The organism is Pseudoalteromonas rhizosphaerae (assembly GCF_028885455.1).
In the GTDB taxonomy this organism is placed as follows: Bacteria; Pseudomonadota; Gammaproteobacteria; order Enterobacterales; family Alteromonadaceae; genus Pseudoalteromonas; species Pseudoalteromonas rhizosphaerae.
The window spans coordinates 703,330-726,376 of sequence record NZ_CP118496.1 but is presented as its reverse complement, the minus strand read 5'-3'; the positions used below and the strand labels follow the sequence as shown (position 1 = coordinate 726,376).

20 protein-coding genes are annotated in these 23,047 nt (G+C 40.5%); 7 read left to right on the top strand and 13 right to left on the bottom strand.

Annotated features, from left to right (window positions below):
* Positions 1–57 precede the first annotated feature (57 nt).
* From PVK79_RS03235 to PVK79_RS03215, 5 genes are read right to left on the bottom strand one after another with little or no spacing between them, the layout of a single operon-like run.
* Positions 58–2,142, bottom strand: coding sequence for a type IV pilus secretin PilQ (locus PVK79_RS03235; RefSeq protein ID WP_257325291.1), 2,085 nt, complete (start codon positions 2,140–2,142; stop codon positions 58–60).
* Entirely contained in the window at positions 2,129–2,665 is a 537-nt protein-coding gene (locus PVK79_RS03230) for a pilus assembly protein PilP (protein ID WP_149982632.1), read from the bottom strand. The genes PVK79_RS03235 and PVK79_RS03230 overlap by 14 nt, the downstream gene beginning before the upstream one ends.
* Entirely contained in the window at positions 2,662–3,282 is a 621-nt protein-coding gene (locus tag PVK79_RS03225) for a type IV pilus inner membrane component PilO (RefSeq protein WP_257325290.1), read from the bottom strand. Before PVK79_RS03225 ends, PVK79_RS03230 begins: the two co-directional genes overlap by 4 nt.
* Positions 3,282–3,845 (bottom strand): PilN domain-containing protein, encoded by a 564-nt coding sequence (locus PVK79_RS03220; RefSeq protein ID WP_257325289.1) that lies wholly within the window; start codon positions 3,843–3,845, stop codon positions 3,282–3,284. The genes PVK79_RS03225 and PVK79_RS03220 overlap by 1 nt, the downstream gene beginning before the upstream one ends.
* Positions 3,833–4,912 (bottom strand): pilus assembly protein PilM, encoded by a 1,080-nt coding sequence (locus tag PVK79_RS03215; protein WP_145238520.1) that lies wholly within the window; start codon positions 4,910–4,912, stop codon positions 3,833–3,835. The genes PVK79_RS03220 and PVK79_RS03215 overlap by 13 nt, the downstream gene beginning before the upstream one ends.
* Positions 4,913–5,044: 132 nt before the next feature.
* Between PVK79_RS03215 and PVK79_RS03210 the strand changes: the two genes are divergently transcribed.
* Entirely contained in the window at positions 5,045–7,540 is a 2,496-nt protein-coding gene (locus PVK79_RS03210) for a penicillin-binding protein 1A (protein ID WP_182757924.1), read from the top strand.
* An 81-nt stretch (positions 7,541–7,621) separates the two neighbouring features.
* Here PVK79_RS03210 and metL read toward each other — a convergent pair whose 3' ends face one another.
* Together metL and metB are read right to left on the bottom strand one after the other, a co-directional pair.
* On the bottom strand, positions 7,622–9,967 hold the full coding sequence (gene metL, locus PVK79_RS03205; RefSeq protein ID WP_257325288.1) for a bifunctional aspartate kinase/homoserine dehydrogenase II: 2,346 nt from the start codon (positions 9,965–9,967) through the stop codon (positions 7,622–7,624).
* A 6-nt stretch (positions 9,968–9,973) separates the two neighbouring features.
* Complete coding sequence (gene metB, locus PVK79_RS03200; protein ID WP_145238511.1) at positions 9,974–11,236, bottom strand: cystathionine gamma-synthase; 1,263 nt, start codon at positions 11,234–11,236, stop codon at positions 9,974–9,976.
* A gap of 235 nt (positions 11,237–11,471) precedes the next feature.
* Between metB and metJ the strand changes: the two genes are divergently transcribed.
* The gene (gene metJ / locus PVK79_RS03195) at positions 11,472–11,792 is read left to right on the top strand and encodes a met regulon transcriptional regulator MetJ (protein WP_016709540.1); all 321 of its coding nucleotides are present in this window, start codon (positions 11,472–11,474) and stop codon (positions 11,790–11,792) included.
* Positions 11,793–11,901: 109 nt separating this feature from the next.
* Here the strand turns inward: metJ and PVK79_RS03190 are convergent, their stop codons facing one another.
* Positions 11,902–13,143, bottom strand: coding sequence for a malic enzyme-like NAD(P)-binding protein (locus PVK79_RS03190; protein WP_145238508.1), 1,242 nt, complete (start codon positions 13,141–13,143; stop codon positions 11,902–11,904).
* Positions 13,144–13,721: 578 nt separating this feature from the next.
* Positions 13,722–13,934, bottom strand: a complete 213-nt coding sequence (gene rpmE / locus PVK79_RS03185; RefSeq protein WP_145238505.1) for a 50S ribosomal protein L31 — start codon at positions 13,932–13,934, stop codon at positions 13,722–13,724.
* Positions 13,935–14,167: 233 nt separating this feature from the next.
* On the opposite strand from rpmE, the gene priA reads away from it, so the two are divergent.
* The 5 genes from priA to PVK79_RS03160 all read left to right on the top strand — a co-directional run bounded on the left by priA (position 14,168) and on the right by PVK79_RS03160 (position 19,295).
* On the top strand, positions 14,168–16,354 hold the full coding sequence (gene priA / locus PVK79_RS03180; RefSeq protein WP_149982625.1) for a primosomal protein N': 2,187 nt from the start codon (positions 14,168–14,170) through the stop codon (positions 16,352–16,354).
* A gap of 21 nt (positions 16,355–16,375) precedes the next feature.
* Positions 16,376–16,906, top strand: coding sequence for an SPOR domain-containing protein (locus PVK79_RS03175; RefSeq protein ID WP_149982624.1), 531 nt, complete (start codon positions 16,376–16,378; stop codon positions 16,904–16,906).
* Between the two features lie 80 nt (positions 16,907–16,986).
* The gene (hslV, locus tag PVK79_RS03170) at positions 16,987–17,505 is read left to right on the top strand and encodes an ATP-dependent protease subunit HslV (protein ID WP_145238496.1); all 519 of its coding nucleotides are present in this window, start codon (positions 16,987–16,989) and stop codon (positions 17,503–17,505) included.
* Positions 17,506–17,516: 11 nt separating this feature from the next.
* Positions 17,517–18,845: an ATP-dependent protease ATPase subunit HslU gene (gene hslU, locus PVK79_RS03165; protein WP_182717691.1), complete on the top strand. Its 1,329-nt coding sequence runs from the start codon at positions 17,517–17,519 to the stop codon at positions 18,843–18,845.
* A gap of 75 nt (positions 18,846–18,920) precedes the next feature.
* A complete protein-coding gene (locus tag PVK79_RS03160) occupies positions 18,921–19,295 on the top strand; it encodes a gamma-butyrobetaine hydroxylase family protein (RefSeq protein ID WP_257325287.1) in 375 nt (124 codons plus the stop codon).
* 378 nt (positions 19,296–19,673) lie between these two features.
* Here PVK79_RS03160 and PVK79_RS03155 read toward each other — a convergent pair whose 3' ends face one another.
* The 4 genes from PVK79_RS03155 to PVK79_RS03140 form a co-directional block, all read right to left on the bottom strand.
* Positions 19,674–20,243: a hypothetical protein gene (locus PVK79_RS03155; protein WP_257325286.1), complete on the bottom strand. Its 570-nt coding sequence runs from the start codon at positions 20,241–20,243 to the stop codon at positions 19,674–19,676.
* A 431-nt stretch (positions 20,244–20,674) separates the two neighbouring features.
* Positions 20,675–21,367, bottom strand: a complete 693-nt coding sequence (locus PVK79_RS03150; RefSeq protein ID WP_257325285.1) for a hypothetical protein — start codon at positions 21,365–21,367, stop codon at positions 20,675–20,677.
* Between the two features lie 144 nt (positions 21,368–21,511).
* Positions 21,512–21,901, bottom strand: a complete 390-nt coding sequence (locus PVK79_RS03145; RefSeq protein ID WP_257325284.1) for a hypothetical protein — start codon at positions 21,899–21,901, stop codon at positions 21,512–21,514.
* Positions 21,902–22,168: 267 nt separating this feature from the next.
* Positions 22,169–22,750, bottom strand: coding sequence for a hypothetical protein (locus tag PVK79_RS03140; RefSeq protein WP_257325283.1), 582 nt, complete (start codon positions 22,748–22,750; stop codon positions 22,169–22,171).
* Positions 22,751–23,047: the final 297 nt, after the last annotated feature.

The window sequence follows — 23,047 nt, the reverse complement described above, 5'->3', positions numbered from 1 at the left end:
ATTAACGAGCAATTAAAGTCAATAATTGCCCATTGTGTAAGAATAAATCAGTGTAAATTACTCTATTTGGATTTTCGGAGTAACGAAAATCAGCAATTCTTTCTTTTCATTGAACTCACTAGTGCTTCTAAACAGCACTCCTAGGTAAGGAATATCACCTAATAATGGTACTTTTTTAACTGAGTTAATGATTTGCTGCTGGAATATACCACCAAGTACCACGGTTTGACCATTCTCAACCAGTACTTGGGTTTGAATTTCTTGGGTATCAATTGCAACTGCAGGACCAGTTCCAGTTTGTACCGTATCACCTCGGGTATCTTGGGTAATGATTAAATCCAAGATAACTTTATTATCTGGGGTGATGTGTGGTGTTACCTCAAGACTCAATACTGCCTTTTTAAAGCTAACAGTTGTAGCACCACTTGAAGCAGATTCAACATACGGTATTTCGGTACCTTGTTCAATACGTGCTTTTTTCTGGTTGGCAGTCGTAATGCGCGGACTTGCGATAATTTCACCACGGTTTTCTTCTTCAAGCGCGGTTAGCTCTAAATCAAGTAACGTGCCATTTGCTAATTTAGCAACGTGCATACCAATACTGCCAGCGGCACCTGTGATAGGCAAGTTTACATTAAGGCGATCAGAAATACTTGGAATGGTGCCGTTAGAAATCGTATTAGCACCTTCTAAGGTACCTGAAATACCATCAGTGCCTTGTTGATCACTAAACCCCCAACGTACTCCTAAGTCTTCTTTTACGTTATCACGTACAGTAACCATACGTGCCTCAATAATAACTTGTCTAACCGCTATATCCAAAGTTTCGACCATACGGCGAACACTTGCAATGCTTTTAACGGTGTCTTTAATTAACAAGGTATTGGTACGTTTATCAACGGATACACTGCCGCGAGCACTAATAATGCTGTTAGTGTCGGTTTTCAGTAAATCAGCAAACTCTTCCGCTTTAGCATAATTCAAACGAATATATTCACTATAAAGCGGCTCTAAATCTTCAACTTGTTGTTTGGCTTTTAGATCTTTCGCTTCGCGGGCGGCAAGCTCTTCAGATGGTGCAACCATTAATATAGAGCCATCCATACGCTTATCTAAACCTTTAACGCGTAATACCACGTCAAGAGCTTGATCCCAAGGCACACCATCTAAACGCAGAGTTATGTTGCCACTGACTGAGTCACTGGTTACTAGGTTGAAATCATTATAGCCGGCAATAATTTGTAATACGGCACGCACTGAGATGTCTTGAAAGTTTAGGGTCATTGGCCGACCTTGGTATTCTTTACCACCTTCTAAATATGAACGTTGAGAATCATCTTTTTCAACTGTAAGAGTAAGGATATTTTCAATTTGCTGATAAGTAAATTTAAACGCTGCATTAGGAGTTATTACCACCCTGCTCATATTATTTTCTTTAAATGTCTCAATTGAGCTGACCACAGTGCCAAAATCTAGCACATCTAGCTCATATAATAAGTCATCTAAAATATCAGTATGATGAAATTCAGCAATAATTTTACCGCCACTTTCATGCACATCAATCGCAGCTTGAGTGTCTTGCAAGAATACTAATACTCGTGCTTCACCTTTTTTACCACGACGAAAATCAATAGACTGGATTGAGTTAATGTAATTGCCAGTCACTTCTTTGGCGGTATTAGCATCTTCTTGTGACGTGATAGGATTATCGGAAACGTGTAATGAAACAAGATTATTATTAACCGTTGTTTGGTAAATTTTTAAACGCTCTAAATGAACAGTGACAATCAAGTTACCATCAGCAGCTACACTATTAACTTTTTCAATACCGCCTTGGTTGATTTGTACTTCACTTATACCTTGTTCAACATCAGTGGCATTAAAGCGCATTTCAATACGGGCTGGGTTATTAAATACCTGAACTTTTGGTTCTTCACTCAGCTCCTCATCAAATACCAGCTGTAACTGTGTTTCTCCAGCTATTAATGGGCTATAACGAATGTCATACAATAACGGAGTTGCCATTGCTGATTGCGTGATAAAAAGGGCAATAACAACAAACAAAGCCTGATGAATGCGATTACTCCAAGATACTCCCTTATGCATTTTAATTTTACCTTTTTTATTTTTAACTAGTGCCATTGGAGCCCGCCTCTAACATTTCAAGCTTCGTAAGACGTTCTTTCCAACAACCAGACCCGTCGGGTATTAATTCTAACAATTCTATATAATCACTTTTAACATCTTGTACAACACCATGATACAAACCAATATGATTACCGATAGTAACTCGGTGTAAAGTATCATCTGCAGCTTTAATTAATGCCCATGTTTGGCCACCAGAACCCAGCGTGCCTTTCATTGCTAGGTTATCCAACGGATATTTCTCTAAAACTTCACGCGTACGATCAGGATCAGGGTGTAAGCAGTTTTTAACTTGGATCATGTTATTTTGAATAATTTCCGGTTGCGGCGCAACAAAAGGACTACGTAGTTGCTGTGCATTGTATTCAAAGTGCTCAAATTGGGTCAGTTTTGGAATGGCCTCTACCTTAGGTGTAGTGCTGGCTTTTACCTGATCAATAAATTCTTTTTGCTCAGAAGTATCATCGTTACATGCGCTCACCAAAATACCGCTGAGTAAAACCAAGGCTAGTTTTTTCATTTTTTAGCCCCTACTTTCTTCACGCCGCCTTCGTAGCGGTAAGTTTTGGCGACCACGCTAAATGTCAGTTTGTCTGAGTCTGAACTATTAATTGAAAAGTCATGCAAACTTACGATACGAGGAAGTTGCGCCACTTTGCCAACAAAATCACCAAACTCATGGTAGCTACCAATTACTTCAATTTTAATCGGTAACTCAGTATAAAATTCTTTTTCCACCTCTGGTAACCAACCAATTTTAAGAAAGGTTAAGCCACTGGTCGTGCCCACATAAGATAAATCATCAAGTAAGCCTGGTGTTTCATTTGAAGTCGGTAAGCGCTTTAGTAGTAAAGAAAACTTTTCTTCCATTTCAACCATTTGTTGACGGTAAATTTCTAGATTACTCGCTAGTGAGTATTTCACTCGGTAGTTACTGCGCAACTCAACTTCTTTACTAACCGCATTATGGTAGCTATCTATTTCATCTGAAACCAATAAGCTGTAACTGAAAAACAATACGAGGGCAGCCACAAAAGTGCAGCAAATAATTTTGACAACTATTGGCCAGTCGCCGATATTTTCAAGCTCAATTTCGTTCCATTCGATTTCTGTTAACGCTTTGATATCAAGGTTCATTATTTAACCTCTCCAATCTTATCAAAGGGTTTTACATAAAATTCCATATTAAAATCACTCAATAAACGAGACGATTTCTCCCCTGCGATAATGCCTTGCATTGTCGGCTTTTCGAGCAGATAGGAGTTTTGTACTTGGCGCAACATGTTTGACAAATAATTATTTGATTCGCTACGGCCAACCACATGAATTGCACTACCACGGCGCTCTAACTTAGTTAGATAAACACCTGTTGGTACAATTTTGGCAACTTCATCCATAATTTGCGTACCCAAGTTTCGACTACTTTGCAGCTCTTCAATTAAGCGCATACGTTGCTGCAAGTTTTCTTTCTTTTTGTCTAATTCACGTATTTCACTAATACGTTTATCTAATTGGCCAATTTCAGTTGAAAGGTAATTATTTTTAATATTTTGACCGTCTCGTAAACCACCGTAATAGCTACTCAATAAATACATACTGATAAAACTGCCAAGCACCACGAAAAATAAAATAGTGACAAATTTATTCTGCGATTGTTTTCGCTGCTGTTCGCGCCACGGCAGTAGATTTATATGTGGCATGATGAAAAACTCCTTAATGCCAAACCTGTCGCTATTGCAAATTGAGTACGATGACGCTGTAACACATTGCGATCGACATGGTGGGAAATATCCATATTTTCAAAAGGCTCAGCCACTATGGTATGGATGCCTAGTTCTTCGATTAGCAGTCGATCGAGGCCATCAATCATCGCTGTGCCACCAGTGAGCACAATGTAATCGATTTGATCTTTGCCACTGGTAGTTAAAAACATCTGCACTGCGCGGCGTACTTGCTGTAATAATGAGGTTTGAAATGGTGCCAATACTTCAAACGTGTAGTTAGGCGGAAGATCGCCTGTAGTTTTACCTATTTCAGCTTCATCAAAACTTTTATTATAATAAGCTACTATGCTGTTAGTGTATTGATCGCCACCAAATACTTGGTCTCGGGTGTAAATCGTTTCACCGCCAAGTACCACACTTACCAACATAAGTACCGCGCCAATATCGACCACTGCTACACACTTATTAAATGCATCGCTTGGTAATTGCTGATAATACACATCCATTGCGCGACTCAGGGCATAGCTTTCTACATCAACTACTTTTGCTATTAAGCCAGCTGATTCTAATGCACCAACACGAGCTTCAACACTTTCGGTACGCGCAGCTGAAAGCAACACATTCATTTTGGAAGGATCGGCTTCGTTGGTACTGAGCTTTTCAAAGTCTAGGCTAACTTCATCTAAAGGATAGGGAATAAGGCTGTCAGCTTCGATTTCTATTTGCGACTCAAGCTCTGCATCTGAAAGCGTAACATCCATAAAAATTACTTTCGTAATGACGGTTTGTCCCGATACTGCTACTGCTGCCGAACGAATTGACTTTGGTAACTTACGCTTTAATTTAGTAATGATATTACCAATCGCCTCAATATCTTGAATATTGCGCTCAGCCATTGTACCTTTTGGCATTGGCTCAATTGCTAACGCTTCGAGCCTATAGCCACTGTCCGTTTCATTCAGTAACACTGCTTTTATAGCATGTGAACCGATATCTATCCCTACCATCATCGATGAAGACTTACTCAATAGTTGACTTAGCATGTTCGCAACTTGGCCTTTGTTTTAAGAATAAACAAGTTATAATTTTTATATGAAAAAATACTATTCATTTTTTAATCAATATATACTAGCAGTCTCCGATTCTAATTGGGAGTCCATTTAGGGAAAATATAAGTGATTTTATTAAAACGAACTTTACAATTTTTTATCATCTGCGCGTTTTTAGGGCTCATTACCTTAGTAAGCCTTTATTATTACGTTAAATCTGATATCCCCAGTGTGCAAGTTTTAAAAGACGTGCAATTACAAACTCCTATGCAAGTCTTTTCGAAAGATGGTTTGTTAATCAACCAGTTCGGTGAAAAACGCCGCATTCCAGTGACTATAGAAGAGATCCCACAACCACTCATAAATGCTATTTTAGCCACTGAAGATAACCGTTTTTATGACCATATAGGTATAGATCCTATAGGTATTTTACGTTCAGCGCTCGTATTAATTTCAACTGGTGAGAAAAAACAAGGCGCAAGTACTATAACAATGCAGTTAGCTCGTAACTTCTTCTTAACACGTGAAAAGGCCTATATTCGTAAAGTAAAAGAGATCTTCATTGCGTTACACATTGAGAACTTACTTACCAAGGATGAAATACTCGCTTTATACCTAAATAAAATAGAGTTAGGTAATCGTGCTTTTGGTATCGGAGCCGCTGCACAAGTCTATTATGGTAAGCAACTAAACGAGTTAACTTTAGCGCAAATGGCAATGATTGCTGGCTTACCAAAAGCGCCTTCAGCTTTAAATCCGATCAGAAACCCAGTTCGCGCCAAGGCACGCCGTAATGTGGTACTCAGACGTATGCTTGATGAAGGTTATATCTCTCAAGCAGACTACAACCAGAGCTCTCAAGAACCAATCACGGCAAAATTTCATGGTGCCGAAATAGACTTATATGCGCCTTATATATCTGAAATGGTGCGTGCAGAAATGGTCGCTCGTTATGGCTACGAAAAAGCATATAATACCGGCTTTAAAGTTTACACCAGTGTTGAATCTGACGTACAAGCCGCAGCGCAAAAAGCACTCGTTGATAATCTCCATGCATACGATATGCGCCATGGCTATCGTGGCCCAGAGCAGCAACTGTGGGATTTTGAAACGCAACCTGCCCTAAGCTCTAGTGAAATTTTAGCAAAGCTTGAGCCGGTAAAAGAAATTGCCCCGCTATTAACGGCAGCAGTTTTGTCTGTAGGAGAGCAAACGGCAACAGTGTTATTAAAAAGTGGTGAGCAAGTCACTCTAGACTGGGATAATCTCAAATGGGCGCGCAAATACATTACGCGTTACCGTCAAGGTTTCCCACCAAAAACAGCTGCTGACATACTCAATCCAGGTGAGCAAATTTGGCTACGTAAAAATGACGATGGCAGTTATCTACTCAGCCAATTACCTGAAGCCTCAAGTGCATTAGTATCGCTGGATCCGAATGATGGTCGCATTAAAGCAATTGTTGGCGGTTATAGCTTTGAACAAAGCCAATATAACCGAGCCGTGCAAGCAAAACGTCAGGTCGGCTCTAACATTAAGCCGTTTATTTATTCTGCGGCGCTGAATAATGGTTATACCTTAGCGTCTATTTTAAATGATGCGCCAATCAATCAATGGGACAAGAGCCTAGGGGTTGCATGGCGACCAAAAAACAGCCCTGCGGTATATAACGGCCCAATCCGTATTCGTCGTGCTTTAGCACAATCGAAAAACGTTATTTCGGTGCGCTTACTGCGCGGTGTAGGCTTGCAGCGCACAGCTGATCACCTATTAAAATTTGGCTTTCAAAATAATGATATCAATCGCAGTGAATCGCTAGCTTTAGGTAGTGCGTCAATCACTCCTTTAGAGCTTGCCCGTGGCATGAGCACATTTGCCAATGGCGGTCATTTGATCACCCCTTATTTTATTAATGAGATTCAAGACTCTGCAGGTAATGTGTTATTTAAAACAAAACCATTATTAGCGTGTGATCCTGTTACGCCTCAGCTAACAATGACTCAATTTGAGTCCACTACAGGGTTAAATACCAGCCAAACAGCAAATCATTGTGCGCCGCGCATCATATCTAAACAAAACGCGTTTTTGATAGCTGATGCGATGAATAGCGCAATTTGGGGGGGCGGTAGTTGGGCCCATAAAACGGGTTGGAGTGGAACCGGTTGGCGTGCTCAGGTATTAGATCGTCGCGATCTTTCCGGTAAAACGGGTACTACTAATGACTCTGTCGATACTTGGTTTAGCGGCTTTAACCGTAATGTTATGACCTCAGTCTGGGTTGGATTTGATAATCCAGGTAACCCGCTTGGTCGCTCGACGTATAATAACAACATGGATAATACCCAGATCTCTGGTGCAGAATCTGGTGCTAAAACAGCTCAACCAGCATGGATTGACTTTATGCGAGTAGCACTCAAAGATAAACCAGAAGCACCAATCGAGCCACCTGAAGGATTAGTGTCGGTACGAATCGATTTAGCAACGGGACTCTTGAGTCAAAAGAACGATTACACTAGTCGCTTTGAATACTTTGAAAAAGGCACCTCGCCCACTAAGTATGTGATGCAGCATGTAGAAAACGTTTTTGAAGAAGAAACTAAAACAGAAGAAGAGCTGTTTTAATATTAATATGTCGCGATATAAAATCGCTGCTACATAAAAAAAGCGCCAATCGGCGCTTTTTTTATTTTACAAACTCAGAGCTCATTTTAAGTTTTGTATTAACCAATATAAATCAGAATGCACGCCTGCTGCGGTAACTTCTTTGCCTGCACCAGGACCTTGGATCACCAACGCATTATCGTTATACCACTGACTGTTGATAACAAAAATATTATCACCTGGAGTTAAGTTAGCTAAGGCATCACCCTGTGTTGCATAAGCTAAACCGACTTTAGCGGTTACTTTGCCATCAGCAATTGTTAACGCACCGGTATAACGCAGTACTTTATTATCTTTAGCGGCATCAGCGGCTTTTTCAGCAATAAAGTCATCAAGCAACTGCTTGTTATCAAGAAAAGATTGCCAATCACCTTGCGCTAATTGCTCAGGCATTAACGGTGTTAAACCAATCTCGTCCAGCTCTAACGTTAATCCTAATTCACGGGCTAAAATAAGCAGTTTACGCTGCATATCACGCCCTGATAAATCTTCACGGGGATCAGGCTCGGTGTAGCCCATTTTTTGCGCTTGTAATACGAGCTCTGAAAACGCCACACTGCCGTCATAACTACTGCACAACCAAGATAAAGTACCCGAGAACACCCCTTCAATGTGGGTAATGCTGTCGCCACTGTTCTGTAAATCAGCAAGCGCAAAATTAATTGGCAAACCCGCACCAACACTGGTGTTATAACGCCACAGTAAGTTACGCTCGGCTAAATTGCGGCGCAAGCTTTGATACCAATCATTATTGGCTGTACCCGCGTATTTGTTAGCGCTGATCAAATGGCAATCTAAGTTCACAAACGCCGGGTATAGCTTACTAAACGCTTCACTAGCAGTAATATCAATCAGCACTTTATGTTCGTAATCGAGTTCGCTGATACGTGTCAGTAAATCAGCTTCTTGGTAATCTATTGCTTCGTTTTGCCACTGTGACAGCCATTGCTCAAGCACGATACCACTTGGGCTGAACAACATAGAGCGCGAGCGTAATAAACCAACCAGCTTAACGCTGAAGTGTTGCTGCAAACGATTAAGCTGCTGACTTAGTTGCTCAATAAATACTTCACCAACATTACCAAGGCCAGCAACAATAATGGCAAGCTCTTGGCCTTTGTTAATCAACTTATCATGCAATAAGGTCAATACATCACTATCAATAGATTGATCCGTTAGTAGTAATATGTAGTCTGCGTCTTGATGGCTAAAGCGCGGCACTAAACTTTGCTCACTAAGCACTTGCGTTGCTTGTTCAAATAATTGCGCCACATCATTACTTGGCGCGACAACAGCGCAGCCATGTAAGTTAGACTCAATAATATTGGCACGCCCTTGTAAGTGACTGACCACTTGATGAGTTGCATCAGCAGGCACTAATAAGTAAGTATCACCATTTTGCACAAAGTGATGCAAACTATGCTGAATTAGCTGGCTTAATTCACCAATTTCACCGCCGCGTAACTGATCAATACGCAATAAATCAATATTTTCTAAGGTAGTAATAAAACGCTTCGCCTTGCTGTAGCCTTCTTTGACAATTTCTGTCGCACTGGCTTCTGTATCATAGCTGCTACGAACCACTAATTTGATATCAGTATTTTTTAATGGTGATAAGGTTTTAGCGTGTAATACAGGATTGCCTAAACGAGCAAGCAAATTAGCTTGACCGCGGCATACTTTTGAATACTTTATGGCTTTTTTAACTTTACGCGGATCAGTGCTAAATACCCCTTGGGTATCAGTCCAAATAGACACTTGGTTAGCGTGGCAATAACTGCTTAACAAAGTAGCACTGTAGTCACTGCCATTACGCCCTAGCGTTACCGTATTCGCTTGGCAATCGGCGGCAATAAAGCCAGTAACCACATTAATACAATGTGCCGAGATTAACTCAGCACACGCTTGTTGATTTTTTTGATGTAATAACTGCCCATCATTTAAAGTAAATAACTGGCGCGCATCAACATCTTTCGCAGCAAGGCCTAGCTGCTGCAAATAAGTTGCTAACAATCGTGCCGACCATACTTCACCATGAGCAAGTAATGCAGCTTCCTGTAAGCTGTGCTGCTGTGTTTGTTGCGCTATTAAGGCCAACTCTTGCTCAAGTATGTTTAATGCTGCATGTCGCGCCGTAGGGCTTAACAATTGCTCAATCAACGTACGTTGATGGTTATCAAGCTGCAGTAAAATATCACTTACTGCTTGTTGATCACTTTGTTGGTAGCTTTGCCATAACTTTACTAACGTATTGGTGGTTTTACCGGCAGCAGAAACCACCACACAGTCACCCGCTTCAGTATGCGCTAAAATAATATTAGCAACAGCCTGATATCGCTCGGCTGAGCTTAAGCTAGAACCACCAAATTTATGAACTATATTTACCATTTTTTATTACCACAAAGCCGTATGTGCAGGAGTCAGTTTAAATGAGCTTGATTGCTCATCATCTTGTTGTTGAACAGAGGAAGCGATTACTTTTGCGCCGTGCTGAGCTTGACCTGGTTTCACTTTATTGAATACACGATCTAAGTCAGCGATTAAATCTTTTACATCTTCAATGCCCACCGAAATACGGATCAGGGTATCACCTACTCCCGCAGCAAGACGAGCAGTTGCCTCCATACCTGCGTGGGTCATAGTTGCAGGGTGACAAATCAAACTCTCAACCCCACCTAATGACTCAGCTAAGCTAAATTCTTCTAAGCTGGTCAAAAATTCTGCAGCATCATTAATATCACCTTTGATATCAAAGCTTACCATGCCACCAAAACCACGTTGCTGCTGTTTAGCGAGTTCATGCTGTGGATGAGATACTAATCCAGGGTAATATACTTGGCTTACATAAGGGGAGTTTTCTAGATATTGGGCAATAATAAAGGCATTTTCTTGATGCTGACGTAAACGAACATTCAAAGTACGTAAACCACGTAACGTTAAGTAGCTATCAAACGGGGCACCGGTAATGCCAATGTTATTAGCCCACCAAGCAAGCTCATCACCCAACTCTTGGGTAGCGGCGATCACCGCACCACCAACAACATCTGAGTGACCGTTAATATATTTAGTGGTCGAATGCACCACAATATCAACACCAAACTCAATTGGGTTTTGCAAAGCAGGTGATAAAAATGTGTTATCGGCACCAACCAACGCACCGCACTGCTTAGCAATCGTGGTGATCGCTTTAATATCGGTTAACCGTAAGATAGGATTACTCGGTGTTTCAATCCAAATTAGCTTTGGTTTTATCTCAAGAATTTTTTGATGATTTTCAGATTTAGTTAAATCTAAAACCACTAACTTTAATAAGCCACGCTTTTCAAGTGAGGTGAATAAGCGGTAACTACCGCCATAGCAATCATGTGGGATCACTAAGGTATCGTCACTGTTTAGCAGCTGAGTAGCTAAATGCACCGCAGCCATGCCCGTTGCAGTGATAATCCCCTTAGCGCCACCTTCAAGCTTAGCGAGCGTTTCAGCGAGTAAATCACGGTTTGGGTTGCCGCTACGGCCATAATCATATTGGCGCTTTTTATCAAAATCAGCAAATGAGTAGGTGGTCGATAAATGAATGGGAGGCACAACCGCGCCGTGATGTTTATCTGCATCAATACCATTGCGTACTGCAATGGTTGCTTTATTCTTTTGACTCATACCGTCACCTACAATTAAATGGATGTTTAGACGTCTAAAAGGTTAGAGGATCAAATTTAATAAGTCAAAGCATTTATGCGGTTTTAGCCGCAAGATTAGAAGTAAAAACATTTAAGCCGCTAGATGGCTAAAAAACAAGTATTTGACTATCTTTTTTAACACGATAGAATTTCGCCATCTTTGCGCTGCAAAAGGTCGCGCAAACAATTAACAACCTGAGGCAACGATACATCCTATGGCTAAATGGAATGGTGAATATATTCACCCATACGCAGAACACGGGAAAAAATCAGAACAAGTTAAAAAGATCACCGTTTCGATCCCGCTAAATGTATTAAAAGTTTTGACTGATGAGCGTACTCGTCGTCAAATTAATAATCTTCGCCATGCAACAAATAGCGAATTACTTTGTGAAGCATTTTTACACGCATTTACTGGCCAACCACTGCCAAACGATGAAGATTTACGTAAAGATAATCCAGAGAAAGTGCCTGAAGAAGTGAAAAAAATCATGCTTGAAATGGGTCTCGAAGTACCTGTACTCAACGAAGATTAAGTTATCATTTGTATATATTCCTGCTTCAGGAATTGGCTACAAAAAAACCTCAGTAACGTAAGTTACTGAGGTTTTTATTATTGTGCCATTACCAATTGCAGCTAAGCAGCTACTCCATGTAGTTTTCCGGCATATCAATTTGTGCAACACCAGAATCAATTGCCGCTTGCGCTACTGCTTTGGCAATGCGCGGTAATAAACGCGGATCCATCGGTTTTGGAATAATATACTGCGCACCAAATTCAAGTGTCTCAACACCCGCCGCTTTTAATACTTCCGCTGGTACTGGTTCTTTAGCAATGCTACGAATAGCGTCAACCGCAGCAATTTTCATTTCATCATTAATTTTGCTTGCACGCACATCTAGCGCACCACGGAAAATAAATGGGAAACACAGCACGTTGTTAACTTGGTTTGGATAATCTGAACGACCCGTTGCCATGATTAAATCATCGCGAGCACCATGAGCAAGCACTGGTGAGATTTCTGGATCTGGGTTTGAACAGGCAAACACTACAGGTCGATCAGCCATTAGCTTAAGATCGTCAGGAGAAAGTAAATTCGGGCCAGATACACCAACAAATACATCGGCATCAGCAATAACATCTTGCAGTGTGCGCTTATCTGTATTGTTAGCGAATAACTGTTTGTACTCGTTTAAATCATCACGACGAGTATGAATAACGCCTTTACGATCTAACATGTAAATATGTTCACGCAATGCGCCACACTTGATCAGTAGCTCCATACAAGCAACCGCTGCGGCACCGGCTCCTAAACAAACGATAATCGCATCTTCAATTTCTTTGCCTTGTACTTCAAGTGCGTTGATCATACCAGCAGCCGTTACAATCGCGGTACCGTGTTGATCGTCGTGGAACACTGGAATGCTACAACGCTCGATCAATGCTTTTTCTATTTCAAAACACTCTGGCGCTTTAATGTCTTCTAAGTTAATACCGCCAAACGTATCAGCTATGTTAGCAACTGTATTGATGAAATCTTCGGTGGTATTGTGTTTCACCTCAATATCTATCGAATCTAGACCCGCAAAGCGTTTAAATAATAACGCTTTACCTTCCATAACCGGTTTTGAAGCCAATGGACCTAAGTTACCTAAACCTAAAATAGCGGTGCCGTTAGTAATAACCGCAACCATATTGCCTTTACCGGTGTATTTGTAGGCATTAGCGGGATCAGCAGCTATTTCACGTACCGGTTCTGCAACACCGGGGCTGTATGCGAGTGCAAGATCCTGTACGGTTTCAGCTGGCTTTGTAAGCTCAACGCTAATTTTTCCTGGAACGGGGTGCGAATGGTAATGTAAAGCTTGTTCACGAAAGTCTGACATAACGCGATTTTATCCTGCAAGTAAGTTAAGTTGAAAGTGAGAGTAAGCAGTTCTTATATCTTATATCTTATATCTTATAGGGAACGATACCTATATTATAATTAAATTCAAGCAATATCAGGTCTATCCTGTTATATGCTATATCCGTTAATTTTATGCGTTTTGTCAGCATTTTTTGCAAAAAAGCTTCAATTTTCGGCTATAAAAACGCCACAAAGCATCAAAAAACCCATCTTAAAATGCTCATTATGCAACGCTTTAAAGCAAAAATAATGGCCTATGACTAAAAACCATCAAAGTAAGACGTTAACAACATTTAACCGCAAAAGACCTAACTTTACCGACAAAAACGTTTAATTTATCGCTTTAACGAGAATGACAATATAGTCAACAAATCACTATTTGTCTGTTATTTACTCGCTATACTGGATATAAAAGTGGGAAATAGTCACAACATAATGAATGCGTAAAGCTGGAGCACTAGAGCAAGAAATAAAGACTAAAAGGCGGTGTTTTTAATAAATAGCAGGCATAAAAAAAAGCACCCTAAGGTGCTTTTTCCGACAAAACAACAAGAATTACTTGCTGCTAAGTGAACCGAAACGCTTGTTAAAGCGATCAACACGGCCACCTGTGTCTAAAACTTTTTGCTTACCAGTGTAAAACGGGTGACACGCAGAACATACGTCTAAGTGAATGTCTTTACACAGAGTAGAACGAGTTTCGAATTTATTTCCACATGAACATGATGCTGAAATTACTTCGTACTTAGGGTGAATACCTTCTTTCATAGAAACCTCTAGTTAAGGCCGCATCGCTCTCCAAACCCGGAGTCTGGCACCATACGTCGTTAAAACAAATTATTTAGGACGCGTATTCTAAGCAACAACCCCACTTGCTACAAGCTTTAAATGTCGTTTTTGCTAATAAAATGAACAAAAGTTTTAAAGAAGATATTTGCAGGTAGGTTTTCAGCCATAATTTTAGTACATTAACTCCCTTATTCGTTCTTGTTTGGGTTGTTATGAGTTTTGTTGAAGTTGCTATAAAAGTACCGTTGCATCGCACCTTTGATTATCGCATTCCAGAGCAACTCGATGGTTTATCGGTGATGCCTAAAGTCGGTGCGCGGGTATGGGTGCCATTTGGTAATCAGCGCAAAGTTGCGGTAGTACTGGCGCTAAAAACCAACACCGATGTGCCGGTTAATAAACTTAAAGCAGTGCTTGAAGTGATTGATGATGAAGCCGTTTTATCAGAGCGACATATCGAATTATTGCGTTTTACTGCGCGCTATTATTGCTACCCACTAGGTGAAACAATTCATATCGCCCTGCCTGGCGCGCTGCGTCAAGGACTGTGCCCAGATAAAAGCAGTATTAGTATGGTGGCACTAACTGAAAAAGGCGCTAAATTACCGTCTTTAAAAGCAAAGAGCCAACTAAGCTTACTCAAACAACTGGCAGATTCGGGTAAATCATCACTTACAGAATTAAAAGCGCTGGGGTTTAGTAAAAAAACTATCGACAGCTTACTTAACAAAGAGCTGATCAGCCAAACGATTGAACACGACAACCAATGGCAACAACAACTTCCCACCGTAGGCACTAAGCCGACTCTAAATAAAGAGCAAGCAGTAGCCTGTACCACCATTAATCAAGCGGTCGGTTTCAATAGCTTTTTACTAGAAGGTGTCACTGGCAGTGGTAAAACCGAGGTTTACTTACAATGCCTTGAAGAGGTTTTAAAACGCGGTGAACAAGCACTCGTACTAGTGCCTGAAATTGGCCTTACGCCACAAACGGTTAATCGATTTCGTCGTCGCTTTCCTGATACGCCGATTATGCTGTGGCATTCAGCACTGACCGATAACGAACGCTTACAAACTTGGCGCTTTTGTGAAAAAGCCAGTTGCGCAATTGTGATTGGTACACGTTCGAGTATCTTTTTACCATTTTTAAAGCTTGGTATGATCATTGTTGATGAAGAACATGACGGTTCATTTAAACAACAAGATACCTTACGTTACCATGCCCGTGATTTAGCCGCATACCGCGCTTTTCAACATAAAATACCGCTGATCTTAGGCTCAGCAACCCCGGCGCTCGAAACCTTGCATAAGGCAATTCATAATAAATACCAACTGCTGAGCCTAACACAACGTGCGCAAACCAGTACCGACAATAAATTTCAGCTGATTGATATGAAAGGCCAGCCGGATCAAGCTGGTATAGCTCATGCCAGTCTTGCCACTATGCGTCAGCATTTAAAACGAGGCAAACAAGTGATGGTATTTTTAAACCGTCGCGGTTTTTCGCCTACCCTGATTTGCCATGAATGTGGTTGGTTAAGTGAGTGCACACGTTGCAGCACTAGTGCGACTTTTCACAAAGCCATCGGCCAGATGATTTGCCATCACTGCGGTGAACAAGAACGCGTGCCGCATCAGTGTCCAGACTGTGGTAGTACACAAATATTTCCTAACGGCAAAGGCACCGAACAAATAGAAGAGTTTTTAACAACCGAGTTTCCTGATACCCCGATTAGCCGGATTGACCGCGACTCAACGCGTCGTAAAGGCAGTTTAGAAAAAGCCCTAGACGATATAAACCAAGGCGGTGCACGGATTTTAGTTGGCACCCAAATGCTTGCCAAAGGTCATCACTTTGCTGATGTGAGCTTAGTATTGATCCTTGATGTCGACGGCGGCTTGTACTCGTGCGACTTTCGCGCCACAGAGCATTTAGCACAATTGGTTACTCAGGTGGCTGGCCGTGCTGGGCGCAGTGGCGAACCTGGTCATGTATTATTGCAAACTCACTTTCCCGAGCATCCTTTATTACAAGATTTAGTCAATAATGGTTATCAAGATTTCGCCCGTTTTGCACTGCAAGAGCGCGATGACGCACAGCTACCACCAATAACTAATATGGCGATTGTCCGCGCCGAAGGTCACAACATAAAGCAAGTGGTCGATTTTTTAACAGATTTAGTTCCAGTCCAAGGTCTAACTGGTATACAATTGCTAGGTCCGATCCCTGCACCGCTCGAGCGAATTGCAGGGAAATATCGCTTTCAATTGCATATTCAAGCGCTCGAACGCCCTCTATTACACCAATATCTCGCGCAAATGGTAGACTACTTAAGTACCAGTAAATTAGCGCAAAAGGTGCGATGGAGCTTAGATGTAGATCCAATAGATATGATTTAAGGTTAGAAGCCCAATACCACCATGGCACAACACGATTTTATTAATAAAAAACCGGGCAACCGTAACAGCAAAAAAACAGCGCCACCGAAAAAACCATTCCCCGTATTATTAGTACTGGTTACCGTGCTACTTGTTGGCGGTTTTAGTTTTGGTTTATGGTATGTCAAAACCAATGCAGATCCAAAGCTGGTTGAACAACAAGCAAACCCAACACCTGCAAAAGTGCAACAAGAGTTGCCTAAACCACGCCCTCCTGAATTCATAAAAGAAATCAAAGAGCATGAAATTCAAGTTGAAGTAAGAGAGCTTGAACAAAAAGGCCCTTATGTAATGCAATGCGGCTCATTCAGAACCCATGGCCAAGCAGAAACCTTAAAAGCTAAAATTGCATTTGCCGGATTAATCGCCGAAATTCGTGAAACAACCGGCACTAACGGTGTCTGGTATAAAGTGCGTTTAGGTCCTTATAAAACCAAACGTTTAGCCGAAAGTGATAAAAACAAACTAAAGCGTAGCAAAATAACTGGTTGCGGAATTTGGAATTGGACTTGATTTTAGCCCATTAACCCATATTAACTCATCATCAATCGCTTTTAACGAGTCGCCCCTGCGACTCGATGATGAGGAATAACATGACCACTATTGTAAGTGTACGTCGCGGCGATAAAGTCGTCATTGGTGGCGATGGCCAAGTTTCACTTGGTAACACCGTAATGAAGGGCAACGCCCGCAAAGTTCGACGCCTTTATAATGGCAAAGTGATCGCCGGTTTTGCTGGCGGCACTGCTGATGCCTTCACCCTGTTCGAACGTTTTGAAAGCAAGCTTGAAATGCACCAAGGCAATCTAACCAAAGCCGCTGTTGAAATGGCTAAAGATTGGCGTAGCGATCGCGCCTTGCGCAAACTCGAAGCATTACTTGCTGTTGCCGACTCCACAGCCTCACTGATAATTACTGGTAACGGTGATGTTGTGCAGCCTGAAAATGATTTAATTGCCATTGGTAGTGGTGGTAACTTTGCCCAATCAGCTGCAACAGCCCTACTTGAAAACACCGATTTAAGCGCCCGCGAAATTGTTGAAAAAAGCCTGACAATTGCCGGCAACATTTGTGTATTCACAAATAACTTTCAAACCATCGAAGAATTGTAATAGGAACTGCTATGTCTGATATGACTCCCAGAGAAATCGTTCATGAACTTGACCTGCATATAATTGGTCAAGCAAAAGCAAAAAAAGCAGTGGCTATTGCCCTTCGTAATCGCTGGCGCCGCATGCAATTAGATGAAGATCTTCGCGCTGAAGTAACGCCGAAGAATATCCTGATGATCGGTCCAACCGGTGTTGGTAAAACTGAAATTGCCCGTCGTTTAGCAAAACTTGCCAACGCGCCTTTCATTAAAGTCGAAGCGACTAAGTTCACTGAAGTGGGCTATGTTGGTAAAGAAGTTGAAACCATCATTCGCGACTTGGTTGATGTATCAATCAAAATGACCCGTGAGCAACAAACTAAAAAATTCAAACATCGCGCAGAAGAAGCTGCCGAAGAACGTATTTTAGATGCACTACTAACTCCAGCTAAAGATTCGTCTGGTGAAAGCCAACGCGATGAAGGCTCTTCAACGCGTCAGATTTTCCGTAAAAAATTACGCGAAGGTCAATTAGACGATAAAGAAATTGATATTGATTTAGCTCAAGCACAACCAAATGTTGAGATCATGGCACCACCTGGTATGGAAGAAATGACCAACCAGCTGCAAGGCATGTTCCAAAATATGGCGGGTGACAAGCGCACTAAACGCAAACTTAAAATTAAAGAAGCGTTTAAATTATTGGTTGAAGAAGAAGCCTCTAAATTAGTAAACCCTGAAGAGCTAAAAGAGCAAGCAATCTTCGCAGCCGAACAAAACGGTATTGTGTTTATCGACGAGATAGACAAAATCTGTAAACGCGGTGAATCATCAGGTCCAGACGTAAGCCGTGAAGGCGTACAGCGTGACTTACTGCCACTGATTGAAGGCTCAACCGTGAGCACTAAGCATGGCATGGTGAAAACTGACCATATGTTGTTTATTGCCTCTGGCGCATTCCAAATGGCAAAACCATCTGACATGATCCCAGAACTACAAGGTCGCTTACCTATTCGTGTAGAGCTTGAAGCATTAACCGCTGACGACTTTAAACGTATTTTAACCGAACCACATGCCTCACTGACCGAGCAACAACATGCACTACTTAAAACAGAGCAAGTAAGTGTAGAGTTTAGCGATGACGCCATCGAGCGCATTGCCAAAGCGGCATGGCAAGTTAATGAAAAAACCGAAAACATTGGTGCACGTCGCCTACATACGGTAATGGAAAAACTGATGGAAGAAATTTCCTATGATGCATCAGAGCAAGCTGGCACCAGTTTAGTCATTGATGCCGCCTATGTTGAGAAGCATTTAGGTGCACTGGTTGAAGATGAAGACCTAAGTCGCTTTATTCTTTAATTTTAAAACTAGGATCTAGAGCCTAGGTTCTAGGTTCTAGGTTCTAGGTTCTAGGTTAATCACAAAGGTATAACAATGAAGCAAGTGATCAAGGTACATCATCACACCATTAGTAAAACCCTTGATGTTTATTTTGACGATGACAGCCATTGCACCTTTAGCTGTGAGTTTTTACGTGTTCACTCCCCCTCTGCCGAAGTGCAAGGCCACGGCAACGAACCGATGAAACTCGTACTTAATAAGCAATCAGTGAATATTAAACAGATAAAACCCGTCGGCCACTACGCACTGCGTTTAGACTTTGATGATGGCCACAACAGCGGCTTATTCAGCTGGGCATACTTCAGCCACCTACAAGCCCAACATGATGATTTGTGGCAAACCTACCAACAACGCCTCGCAGAGCATAATGCTAATAAAGACAGCGTACCGATCAAGTTTGTGCCTTAGCGAGTTTGCGAGTTTGCGAGTTTGCGAGTTTGCGAGTTTGCGAGTTTGCGAGTTTGCGAGTTTGCGAGTTTGCGAGTTTGCGAGAGTATAGTTAGCGAGTTAAAAGGTTCAAGGTGAAAGTTAGCGCAGCTCGGCGTTAAAGTTAACTATGTGGTTCTGGTTGAGTGCGGCGAAGCATAACGAGAAGGCGCTAGGTAGCTAGGTTCTAGGTTTTAATAAGCCCTAAATGGTATGAACAGATGAGATTCAATCAAATCTGACAGTAGCGTGTGTGCCATGACTTTCATTGATAGAGATAGGCCCCCCCTCCCATTGTAGACCAGCATGATGGGTGGTGAGGGCTGGAGATTAGAATCCTCCAGCTACAAAATTATAAATTTAAATCAAAGGCCTATATATTCCTTCCGATATTGCGGCGACTATTGCAACTAAGATAGGTGGAGTGATCATCCTAACGGCAATAAAGCTAAATTGGGTCGTTCTAGGTGGTAATAGACAAACTATTAACATAACAATATATAAACATATTGCAGTATAAGTGGCCGTTGATTGACCAACAGTAAATGGAAAAACGATATAAAAAGAAACTATGCCTACTATTCTAAGCCGATCTGAAGTAGGTAATATTTTCCATCGCTCAAATACATATGGGTAAAAGGCAATACCAAATACTATCCAAAAATCTAATTGCCAAGATTCAATGGAAATATGAATAAAGCTCAATAAGCCAATAACGTAGGCTCTAATTACTATCCAAAAATTAAGAGCTTCAACAATAAACCCCTTCAACTTGAAAATATGGTCTGCTAATGAAGTTATTGATAAAAATGATGTCACTAGACAAATAACTAGCAATACTTTGGTTAAGAATGAAAGCGACGACCACTTAGATCTTAAACTTTCGACATCCTCTAAAAGTCCCAAGGCAACTCCTATTAACAATGACATATAACGAGCTTGTAGAAAAACTCGTTTTTAATTTATTTTTTATTGATGCATTAACCATAGCCGAGTTGCTATTTTGATTCAATCGCTTAGTAATAATCATGTTAGATTATCAGTTATTTAAGCACGCCAATACTAAGCGCTACGTTTCCCTCATTTACTGCTCATTCCCTGCTCTTTGTGCAAAAAATTTAGTGAATTATTTACAAAGCGGTTAAGAGGCGCTGCGCTTAAAAGGAAAATAAGCAAATGCTGCGCTAATAACGTGAAGGCTATTACGTTGCGCTTATATGTGTCTGCCTTAAGCTACTGGCTTAACAGCCACATCGTCAGACGAAGTAAACAAATTTATTTATTGATTTAGAATTGACGGTCAAAAAGAACACTAGTGCCTATTGACAGAGTTAAGGCTCATATGTGTTATATTTCTTTTGTTATTGACTTTGAAATCTACTCGCTAACTTTGAATATATACTCACAAATTTTTGCTGTAGAGTTTTAGATGGTACTTCATCATGGCTTTCTGGAAGAGCTTTAAAATGATTTCCTTCACCTAGCCACTCTCTATTTAAACCTGTTTTTTCATTAAATTCTTTTTGTTCTGATTTGTTAGCATAATCAATGACCCATTGTTGCCCGCCATTATCGTAATAGGTAAACTGTCGCGAAAAACCTAATTCTTTATTTAAAGATGAAAAACGTTCTACAAAATGATCTGGTATTATGCCCGTTTTCTCCAATTTCCATCGCTTAGGTATACCGTTAACTTTAAAATCAATCCATTCCCAATCATCTGAATCTGTATCTATTGTTATATCTGAAAAAATCATATCACCATGGGTAATAACTCCCATTCTTTCCATAAACCATTTATATTCAGAGCTAGAATCAAAGAACTCTAAATCGAACCAAATACAATCATCTGTATAATTGCGTCCTTTTACAGCAGAATCTCTCCATCCATAGAAATAATATAGAATTGAAAAAGGGTTCTCTTCAATATGTTTTTCCGTTTCTTCTTCCCATGTCATTTCATATACATCACGAAGAATTAGCTCTTTAGTTACACCTTCTGCGAAGTCGTAGCCTAAATCTTTAAATACTTTGATTTGTTTTTCAAAATCCATATATAACCCCTTTGATAGCATAGATGAAAGCCAAATTCTCATGAAATATAACGCCACAAGCAGCGGAAAACACACGAACGTTTTAGCGCAGCCAGTGAGTGATTTTCCGATGACTTAGTTTGTTAGAAGCATATTTCCAAAATGTCATTCTACGGCCTCAATCAATCGTCCAGTCATTGAGATACCAACAAGACTAATTGGTGAGTCAGCAGCGAAAACGTAAAACCAAACTATTTGCATTTCCTGGTCTATTGAACAAACTTGGCTCTTTAGGTGAACAAATGCAAAAATCACTTCTTTAACACTGTATTTATCACGAAGAAATGACATAACTTTTTCTGTTGCACTACCAATTGATATTGGTGGTTCGCCATCACCTAAGCCCCAATTAGGACGGTTTAACAAATCATCTGGTGTAATAAATAGCTTTTTACCATTCCTCTCAAAAGTAGAGGACTCAAAGCAGCTGGGAAAGTAAGCATCAGCACTTACATTGATAGAAACTAAAAATAAAAGTAAATAAAGTGCTCTCATATCCATCCGTGCTTATAACACACCAAAACGGTTTATATTATATACTCTGATAATTCCACCAATAATTACCTTTGTAAACAAGTAATTAAAATAGCTAAAATACAAAGCTTGTTATTTTGCATCAAAACGGCGGTTAATAATGTTATCGGACAAAATTAGGATCCCACTCATCAAAACAGGACTAAGTTTAACTTTTACCAGCGACCGATTGTCGCTCTTGCCGGCAAACAGGAGAGTGCCACAAGTGAACGTACATATTTTTATAAATCAAGAATTTTTCAATGAATCAATATAATACTCTAACCCCATTTCTCCATTTAAAGTGTATCCATCATTAATATAATCTTCTATTTTAATATTTGCCAAAGGATCTTTTCTATCTGGTTGCCATTGTTTAAAATTAAAAATTACAAGTGCAGAACGGGGCTCGATATTGGCTTTAGTCAAACTTTGATTTTTTAATTGAAAATATGATTGGTTCTGGAAAATACTGTCTTTCAAACAAAGATAAAATTGATGACTCCAATACTCTTCATGTTGTGAACACACAAGCTTATATAAGTCAGTATTCAATTCTGACTTAAGCTTTTTAAAGGTTTCAATAAGCCTAGCGGATGTTAGCCAATTTAACCTTGAAGCTTCTGGTACAATTGGATTTTCACTACCATTAGTTAAGGCCTTGAACGATCTTTCTAATGCAATTATTGCTTGCGCACAGATTTCTTTATCTTTACTTAAATCCGATTCAGCCCTAGATTTTTTTCTTGCAAGCCAATAATTTAAAGCTGCAAATGTTATTGATACAACGGTACCAGCGCTAAAAATTGTTCTCCACTCTTCTAAAGTCACTCAAACCTCCTTTTGATTCATAACACTTTAATGATACGCGTGCATCGCGGATATTTCTGGCGAACCCGCGCTTACTTTTATACTTTACAGAGTTTTAAAAAATTACCTAAGATATTGCTATCCGAAGTTTGCTAATATCTTCAAGTAGATCCAAATGGAAAAAAATACGCGCGGCGCTTATTTAATTATCCCAAGCAAAAGCCATAACTTTCAAACAACTCAGGGCTGCTTAAAACTTATGGCTTAGCGCTTAAAGCTCAGCTAATTCCTAGAACCTAAATCCTAGAACCTAGCTTC

Bases quoted from the DNA above. Each gene is read 5' to 3' on its own strand.
- PVK79_RS03235 (WP_257325291.1), bottom strand. From the start codon at position 2,142: ATGGCACTAGTTAAAAATAAAAAAGGTAAAATTAAAATGCATAAGGGA.
- PVK79_RS03230 (WP_149982632.1), bottom strand. From the start codon at position 2,665: ATGAAAAAACTAGCCTTGGTTTTACTCAGCGGTATTTTGGTGAGCGCA.
- PVK79_RS03225 (WP_257325290.1), bottom strand. From the start codon at position 3,282: ATGAACCTTGATATCAAAGCGTTAACAGAAATCGAATGGAACGAAATT.
- PVK79_RS03220 (WP_257325289.1), bottom strand. From the start codon at position 3,845: ATGCCACATATAAATCTACTGCCGTGGCGCGAACAGCAGCGAAAACAA.
- PVK79_RS03215 (WP_145238520.1), bottom strand. From the start codon at position 4,912: ATGCTAAGTCAACTATTGAGTAAGTCTTCATCGATGATGGTAGGGATA.
- metL (WP_257325288.1), bottom strand. From the start codon at position 9,967: ATGGTAAATATAGTTCATAAATTTGGTGGTTCTAGCTTAAGCTCAGCC.
- metB (WP_145238511.1), bottom strand. From the start codon at position 11,236: ATGAGTCAAAAGAATAAAGCAACCATTGCAGTACGCAATGGTATTGAT.
- metJ (WP_016709540.1), top strand. From the start codon at position 11,472: ATGGCTAAATGGAATGGTGAATATATTCACCCATACGCAGAACACGGG.
- PVK79_RS03190 (WP_145238508.1), bottom strand. From the start codon at position 13,143: ATGTCAGACTTTCGTGAACAAGCTTTACATTACCATTCGCACCCCGTT.
- rpmE (WP_145238505.1), bottom strand. From the start codon at position 13,934: ATGAAAGAAGGTATTCACCCTAAGTACGAAGTAATTTCAGCATCATGT.
- priA (WP_149982625.1), top strand. From the start codon at position 14,168: ATGAGTTTTGTTGAAGTTGCTATAAAAGTACCGTTGCATCGCACCTTT.
- PVK79_RS03175 (WP_149982624.1), top strand. From the start codon at position 16,376: ATGGCACAACACGATTTTATTAATAAAAAACCGGGCAACCGTAACAGC.
- hslV (WP_145238496.1), top strand. From the start codon at position 16,987: ATGACCACTATTGTAAGTGTACGTCGCGGCGATAAAGTCGTCATTGGT.
- hslU (WP_182717691.1), top strand. From the start codon at position 17,517: ATGTCTGATATGACTCCCAGAGAAATCGTTCATGAACTTGACCTGCAT.
- PVK79_RS03160 (WP_257325287.1), top strand. From the start codon at position 18,921: ATGAAGCAAGTGATCAAGGTACATCATCACACCATTAGTAAAACCCTT.
- PVK79_RS03155 (WP_257325286.1), bottom strand. From the start codon at position 20,243: ATGTCATTGTTAATAGGAGTTGCCTTGGGACTTTTAGAGGATGTCGAA.
- PVK79_RS03150 (WP_257325285.1), bottom strand. From the start codon at position 21,367: ATGGATTTTGAAAAACAAATCAAAGTATTTAAAGATTTAGGCTACGAC.
- PVK79_RS03145 (WP_257325284.1), bottom strand. From the start codon at position 21,901: ATGAGAGCACTTTATTTACTTTTATTTTTAGTTTCTATCAATGTAAGT.